The organism is Streptomyces chilikensis (genome assembly GCF_001642695.1).
In the GTDB taxonomy this organism is placed as follows: Bacteria; Actinomycetota; Actinomycetes; order Streptomycetales; family Streptomycetaceae; genus Streptomyces; species Streptomyces chilikensis.
On record NZ_LWCC02000074.1, the window covers coordinates 12,192 to 18,961 of the forward strand.

The 6,770-nt window shown below is 74.4% G+C and carries 6 protein-coding genes; 3 read left to right on the forward strand and 3 right to left on the reverse strand.

Features of this window, described 5'->3' with window-relative positions:
- Positions 1–134: 134 nt before the first annotated feature.
- Positions 135–1,169: a cellulose binding domain-containing protein gene (locus A2U95_RS22730; protein ID WP_240957727.1), complete on the forward strand. Its 1,035-nt coding sequence runs from the start codon at positions 135–137 to the stop codon at positions 1,167–1,169.
- Between the two features lie 539 nt (positions 1,170–1,708).
- The gene (locus tag A2U95_RS22735) at positions 1,709–2,770 is read left to right on the forward strand and encodes a glycoside hydrolase family 11 protein (protein WP_166026211.1); all 1,062 of its coding nucleotides are present in this window, start codon (positions 1,709–1,711) and stop codon (positions 2,768–2,770) included.
- A gap of 136 nt (positions 2,771–2,906) precedes the next feature.
- On the opposite strand, the gene A2U95_RS22740 is transcribed toward A2U95_RS22735, so the two are convergent.
- The 3 genes from A2U95_RS22740 to A2U95_RS22750 form a co-directional block, all read right to left on the reverse strand.
- Positions 2,907–3,089: a hypothetical protein gene (locus A2U95_RS22740; RefSeq protein WP_166026213.1), complete on the reverse strand. Its 183-nt coding sequence runs from the start codon at positions 3,087–3,089 to the stop codon at positions 2,907–2,909.
- A 350-nt stretch (positions 3,090–3,439) separates the two neighbouring features.
- Complete coding sequence (gene exaC / locus A2U95_RS22745; RefSeq protein WP_166026215.1) at positions 3,440–4,963, reverse strand: acetaldehyde dehydrogenase ExaC; 1,524 nt, start codon at positions 4,961–4,963, stop codon at positions 3,440–3,442.
- A 63-nt stretch (positions 4,964–5,026) separates the two neighbouring features.
- Positions 5,027–6,337 carry a GAF domain-containing protein gene (locus tag A2U95_RS22750; protein WP_166026217.1) on the reverse strand — a complete coding sequence of 437 codons (1,311 nt, stop codon included), beginning with the start codon at positions 6,335–6,337 and terminating at the stop codon, positions 5,027–5,029.
- A gap of 200 nt (positions 6,338–6,537) precedes the next feature.
- On the opposite strand from A2U95_RS22750, the gene rpmG reads away from it, so the two are divergent.
- The gene (rpmG, locus tag A2U95_RS22755) at positions 6,538–6,702 is read left to right on the forward strand and encodes a 50S ribosomal protein L33 (protein WP_151772389.1); all 165 of its coding nucleotides are present in this window, start codon (positions 6,538–6,540) and stop codon (positions 6,700–6,702) included.
- The last annotated feature ends 68 nt before the right edge of the window (positions 6,703–6,770 follow it).

The window sequence follows — 6,770 nt, forward strand, 5'->3', positions numbered from 1 at the left end:
ACCATGATGGCCTGATGGGTGGGAGCGCTCCCATGCCCTCTCGAGGAAGGACCACCGTGCCCGGAACTGATTCCTTACGCAGGCAAGTCCCGTACCTGGCAGGCCTGTTGGCCGTCCTGCTGCTGTCCCTCGTGATGATCCACGCCCCACGGGCCGCCGCCGCACCGGCGGTGAAGGCGTCGGCGGACCCGGTGCGCGTCATGCCGCTGGGCGACTCGATCACCGGCTCTCCGGGCTGCTGGCGGGCGGTGCTGTGGAACCGGCTGCAGAGCACCGGGTACACCGGCGTCGACTTCGTCGGCACCCTCGGCCCGCAGGGCTGCGGCCAGGAGCACGACGGCGACAACGAGGGCCACGGCGGCGAGCTGGTGACCAACACCGCCGACCGGAACCTGCTTCCGGCGCGGCTGGCGGCGACCCGCCCGGACGTCGTCATGATGCACTTCGGCACCAACGACGTCTGGAGCAACATCCCCCCGGACCGCATCCTCGCCGCCTACACCAAGCTGGTGGAGCAGATGCGCGCCTCCAACCCGGACATGAGGGTCCTCGTCGCGCAGATCATCCCGATGAACCCCGGCACCTGCGCCGCGTGCGCCCAGCGCGTCGTCGACCTGAACGCGCGCATCCCCGCCTGGGCCGGGGCCACGAGCACCAGCCGCTCCCCGGTGACCGTCGTCGACCAGTGGACCGGCTTCAGCACGGCCACCGACACCTACGACGGCGTGCACCCCGACGCCTCCGGGGACGACAGGATCGCCGCCCGCTGGTATCCGGCCCTGGCCGCGCTGCTCGACGAGGGCGTGCCGGGAGGGCCCGGCGACCCGGGTGATCCGGGCGACGGCGAGCCGGCCTGCACGGCGACCTTCCGGGCCGTCTCCTCCTGGCAGGGCGGATACCAGGGCGAGGTGACGGTGACCAACACCTCCTCCGCGCCCCTCTCCGGCTGGACGGTGACCGTCGTGCCGTCCGGCGGCGCCCGGGTCACCCAGGTCTGGAACGGCACCCTCACCACGGCCTCCGGTACCGCCACGGTCACCAACGCGGCGTGGAACGGGGCCCTCGCTCCCGGGGCGAGCGCCGGCTTCGGCCTCATCGCCGGCGGCGCCGACGCGACCGGAAGCCCCTCGGCGACCGTCGGCTGCACGGCGAGGGCCGCGACCTCCTGAGGCCGTCACCTCCGCGGGGAGCGGGGGCGGCGCGCGGCCCGCGGGTGACCGGCGGGGGAGGGCGGCGGACGCCGGCGGGTGCCCGGGGCGCCGGCCCGGGGTACCCGCCCGGGGCGCCGCCCCCCTCCCCGGACACCCTTGGTGACCAGGCGCGCGGTCCCGCGACCCCCGCCGTGCCTCCGCCCGAAGTCTCCGCCGCGGCCCGCCCGCCCGGACGTCCGCCGCCCCGGCGACCGCCGAAGGGGATTCGAAAGTTTCGAAGCCGCCGGGCCCGCGGCGCCCCGGCCCGCCCTCCTTCCGGCCCGCGCCCGCGCCCGCATCGCGCCAGGGCCACGGCTCCCGGCGGCGTCGTGGAGTTTCGAAAACGTTCCGAAAGCATTGACAACCCCTCGGCCGCGGAAGACTGTGGTGACGCCCGCTCCCCGGTCGTACGCCGTGCGCGTAGGGCCGGCCCCCCGTCGCCTCGTCGCCGAACGCCGAGGCGCGCCCGGCGTGTCTCCCGGTCACCGACGGTGCCTTTCACGAGGAGGAACACTCGCATGAGCGAAACCCCCGACAAGTCCGACTTACGCCCGGTCAGCCGCAGGAAACTCGTCCTCGGCGGCGCCGGGGCGCTGGTGGCAGCGGCCGGGTCCGGACTGCTCCTGCCCGGCACGGCGCGTGCCGACCAGGTCCTCACCAGCAACTCGACCGGCACGTACAACGGGTACTACTACTCCTTCTGGACCGACAGCCCGGGCACCGTCACCATGACGCTGGGCGCCGCCGGCCAGTACAGCAGCCGGTGGAGCGGCACCAACAACTGGGTCGGCGGCCTCGGCTGGGCCAACGGCAGCCGCCGGAACGTCACCTACTCCGGCACCTTCGACCCGGGCAGCAACGGCTACCTGGCGCTCTACGGGTGGACCTCCAACCCGCTGGTGGAGTACTACATCGTCGAGAACCACGGACCGTACAACCCCGGGTCCGCCGGCCGGCAGCGCGGCACGGTCAACGCCGACGGCGGCACGTACACCATCTACGAGTCCACGCGGACCAACGCGCCGTCGGTGGAGGGCACCAGGACCTTCCAGCAGTACTGGAGCGTCCGGACCGGCAAGCGGTCCAGCGGCACCATCAACACCGGCGCGCACTTCGACGCCTGGCAGGCGGCGGGGATGCCCCTGGGCGCCTTCAACTACTACATGATCATGGCCACCGAGGGCTACCGGAGCAGCGGCAGCTCCAACATCACCCTGGGCGGCGGTGGGGGCACGCCCACGACGCCTCCGCCGGGTGGCGGCACCCCCACGCCGGGGACGGGCGCCTGCACCGCCACGTACCGCACCACCAACTCGTGGAACAACGGCTTCAACGGCGAGGTGACCATCACCGCGGGCAGCGGCGGCGTCACCAACTGGCGGGTGCCGGTGACGCTCGCCAGCGGCCAGACGGTCCAGTCGGTCTGGAACGGCACCGCGAGCCGGAGCGGGAACGTGCTGACCGTGACCCCGGCCGGCCACAACGGCACCCTGGGCGCGGGACAGTCGACGTCGTTCGGCTTCACCGTGAACGGCCCCACCAGCCCGGCGCCGTCGGTCGGCGGCTGCACCGCGGGCTGACCCCGGTTGGCGACCGCGCGGAAAAGGGGTGCCCGGCCTGCGCCTTCGCAGGCCGGACACCCCTCCTTCCGGGCCGCGTCCCGGCGGTACCGTCTGCCGCGGCCGGATCCGAGGCGGGCTCCTGGGCGCCGCCGCGTCAGAGCCGACGGCGCGCGGACGCGGCGGTCCTGCGGCGGTACGCGCCGGTGAGCGCGCCCCGCAGGGCGAACAGCGCCCACGCGGAACCCGAGGTCACCGATACGCCCAGCAGCACCGCGTGCGTCTGCCGGACATCCGCAAGCGGCGCGCACGCCTCACCGCCCAGGCAGGTCGTGAGCACCCGGACCGCCACGATCCACGCCAGGAAGGCCGGCGCCCCGCACGAGAGCGCAGCACGGCGCTGCCGAGCAGCGTGACCAGCACGCCGAGCAGGCCGAGTCGAACCGGGCCAACTCGTGCGGAGCCGCCTCGGCCACGGCCCGCCGCGCCAACCGTGTGGCCAGGTCCTCGTCGCAGGTCACCGTGCCCACCGCCACCCCCGTGGCGTCGCCGTACGCCTTGCCGGGCGCAGGACAGGCCGGTTGAGCGAAGGGCGTGAACCGACTTTCGCGCCGTTCTCCGGCCGCGCGGTCCGGGACGTTCCCGCCCGGCCGGTGACCGCCTGAACCGGACGCCCTTCTCGCCCGGCCCTCAGAAGAGCCCGACCTCCTTCGCGGAGTACGACACCAGGAGGTTCTTGGTCTGCTGGTAGTGGTCCAGCATCATCTTGTGCGTCTCGCGTCCGATGCCCGACCCCTTGTAGCCGCCGAAGGCGGCGTGGGCCGGGTACGCGTGGTAGCAGTTGGTCCACACGCGGCCCGCCTGGATGGCGCGGCCCGCGCGGTAGGCGGTGTTGGCGTCGCGGGTCCAGACGCCGGCGCCGAGGCCGTAGGGGGTGTCGTTCGCGATCTTGACGGCGTCGTCGAAGCCGTCGAAGGACGTCACCGAGACGACCGGGCCGAAGATCTCCTCCTGGAAGACCCGCATGTGGTTGTCGCCCTCGAAGATGGTGGGCTGGACGTAGTAACCGCCCTTCAGCTCGCCGTCGTACTCGATGCGTTCGCCGCCGGCCAGGATCCTGGCGCCCTCCCGGCGGCCGATGTCCAGGTAGGAGAGGATCTTCTCCAGCTGGTCGTGGGAGGCCTGCGCGCCGATCATCGTGTCGGTGTCCAGGGGGTGGCCGGGGAGGATCCGCCCGGTGCGCTCGACGGCGGCGGCGAGGAAGTCGCCGTAGTGGCCGCGCTGGATCAGGGCGCGCGAGGGGCAGGTGCAGACCTCGCCCTGGTTGAGGGCGAACATGGCGAAGCCCTCGAGCGCCTTGGCCAGGAAGTCGTCGTCGGTCCGGGAGACGTCGTCGAAGAAGATGTTCGGGGACTTGCCGCCCAGTTCCAGGGTGACGGGGGTGATGTTCTCCGAGGCGTACCGCATGATCAGGCGCCCGGTGGTCGTCTCGCCGGTGAACGCCACCTTGGCGACCCGCGGGCTGGAGGCCAGCGGCTTGCCCGCCTCGACGCCGAAGCCGTTGACGATGTTCAGCACGCCCGGCGGGAGCAGGTCGCGGACCAGGCCCAGCCAGTGGTGGATGGAGGCCGGGGTCTGCTCGGCCGGCTTGAGGACCACCGTGTTGCCGGCCGCGAGGGCCGGGGCGAGCTTCCAGACGGCCATCAGCACCGGGAAGTTCCACGGGATGATCTGGGCGACCACGCCCAGGGGCTCGTGGAAGTGGTAGGCGACGGTGTCGTCGTCGATCTCCGCCAGCGAGCCCTCCTGCGCGCGGACCGCGCCCGCGAAGTAGCGGAAGTGGTCGATGGCCAGCGGGATGTCGGCGGCCAGCGTCTCGCGGACGGGCTTGCCGTTCTCCCAGCTCTCCGCGACCGCCAGCTCCTCCAGGTTCGCCTCCATCCGGTCGGCGATCCTCGACAGGACGTCGGCGCGCGCGGCCGCGGAGGTGCGGCCCCAGGCCGGGGCGGCCGCGTGGGCGGCGTCCAGGGCGCGCTCCACGTCCTCCGCGGTGCCCCGGGCCACCTCGGTGAAGGGCAGGCCGTTCACGGGGGACGGGTTCTCGAAGTACCGGCCGCGGGCCGGAGGCACGTACTCGCCGCCGATGAAGTGGTCGTAGCGCGCCTGGTAGGAGACGATCGCGCCCTCGGTGCCGGGCGCCGCGTAACGGGTCATCTGTCTGCCTCCCGGAGAAGTACCGCCCGCCGCCGGACGGTTCGTCAGCTCTGGTCGCGCAGGCTAGGTGGCACGACGTTGCGCGGACGTTGCGAGCGGGTGCCGGGGGAGGGGCGGCCGCGGCGGCGCGGTGAGCTCGTGCTCCAGTGCGGCGAGCCGGGCGCGCACCGGGGCGGTGGGACGGACGGCGGCGAGGGCGCGCCAGACCTCGAGGTCGTCCTCGCCCCACGGGGCGTGCGCCCAGTCGGCCAGCAGGTCCGGGTCGCCCCGGGTGATCAGCGCGGTGCGCAGGGCGTCCGCCACCCGGTGCCGCAGGCGGACCACCGCGGGCGCCTGGGACGAGGGCAGCAGCGGCCCCGGGTAGGCGGCGGCCGCCGCGGCGACGGCTCCCGCCTCCAGTCGCCTCTCCACCCGCTCCAGGTCGAGCGCGGCCGGGGCGGTCAGCCGGTACGGGCGGGAGGCCGGCGCGTCCGGGCCCAGGACCCGCCGCAGCCGGGCCAGCTCGGCGCGCAGGGTCACGGGGGACACGGCCTCGTCCGGGTAGAGCGCGCAGGCCAGTTCGTCACCGCTCAGGCCCTCGGGGTGACGGGCGAGCAGCACCACGATCTCCGAGTGCCGCCGGCTCAGCCGCAGCGGACGGCCGCCGCCCGCCCGCAGCAGCGCCTCGTCCCGGCCCAGCGCGGTCAGCTCCAGCGCACCGCCTCCCGGCGACGGCGGTTCCAGGAGGGCGAGCTGGGACTCGACGGCGCGCGCCACGGCCTGGACGAATCCCAGGCTGTGCGGATGGGCCAGGCCGTCGCCCCCGGTGACGTCGACGGCGCCGAGGACGCGCCCGGTGCGCGGGTCGTGGACCGGGGCGGCGGCGCAGGTCCACGGCTGGACCCGGCGGCAGAAGTGCTCGGAGGCGAAGACCTGCACCGGCCGGCCGACGGCGACCGCGGTGCCGGGCGCGTTGGTGCCGACCGCGCTCTCCGACCAGCGGGCACCGGGCACGAAGTTCATGGCGTCCGCGGCCCGCCGCGCGGCCGGACAGCCCTCCACCCAGAGCAGGCGTCCGTGCGCGTCGCACACGGCCAGCAGATGGCCGCCGTCGTCGGCGAAGGTCCCCACCAGCTCCCTGATCAGCGGCATCATCCGGGAGAGGGGGTGTTCGGCGCGGCAGGCGTCGAGGTCGGCGCCGGCCAGCTCGACGTCCGCCGTGCGGTCCGGCCCCACCCCGGCCCGGGCGGACCTGCGCCACGAGTCCGCCACCACCGCGCGCACCGGGCGCGGCACGGTTCCCGCCCGGGTGAACGTCTCGTGGGCCCGGCGCAGCACCCGCGCCCGCTCCACCGGATCGGCGCCCGGTTCCAGGGCCACCCAAGGATCGGTCAACTCGGACTCCCCGCGAGGCGACGGCGACGTGCGGTCCTCGTCACATCCTCGTGCGGGGCGGGAGGGGCGGCAAGGCGTCGCGCCGCAGTGCTTCGGGGGAGGCCGCGCGCGTCCTCCCCCGGCGGCCCCGGGGCGGGCGCGGGCCCGGGAATGCCGACGCCGCCCGCACTGTTGACATGGCCAGATCGGAAGGAGGTCCCATGGCACGTAGTACCGCGCGTCCCGTGGTGAAGCTGAGGTCCACGGCAGGCACCGGCGTCACGTACGTGACGCGGAAGAACCGGCTGAGCGATCCGGACCGCATGGTTCTGCGCAAGTACGACCCGGTGGCACGGGAGCACGTCCTGTTCCGCGAGGAGCGCTAGGGCCCGTCCCGGCGGGATTCGCCGGGCGGGCGCCGTGACCCGGAAGCCGGACGGGCGCCGGGACGCGG

Bases quoted from the DNA above. Each gene is read 5' to 3' on its own strand.
- A2U95_RS22730 (WP_240957727.1), top strand. From the start codon at position 135: ATGATCCACGCCCCACGGGCCGCCGCCGCACCGGCGGTGAAGGCGTCG.
- exaC (WP_166026215.1), bottom strand. From the start codon at position 4,963: ATGACCCGTTACGCGGCGCCCGGCACCGAGGGCGCGATCGTCTCCTAC.
- rpmG (WP_151772389.1), top strand. From the start codon at position 6,538: ATGGCACGTAGTACCGCGCGTCCCGTGGTGAAGCTGAGGTCCACGGCA.
- A2U95_RS22735 (WP_166026211.1), top strand. From the start codon at position 1,709: ATGAGCGAAACCCCCGACAAGTCCGACTTACGCCCGGTCAGCCGCAGG.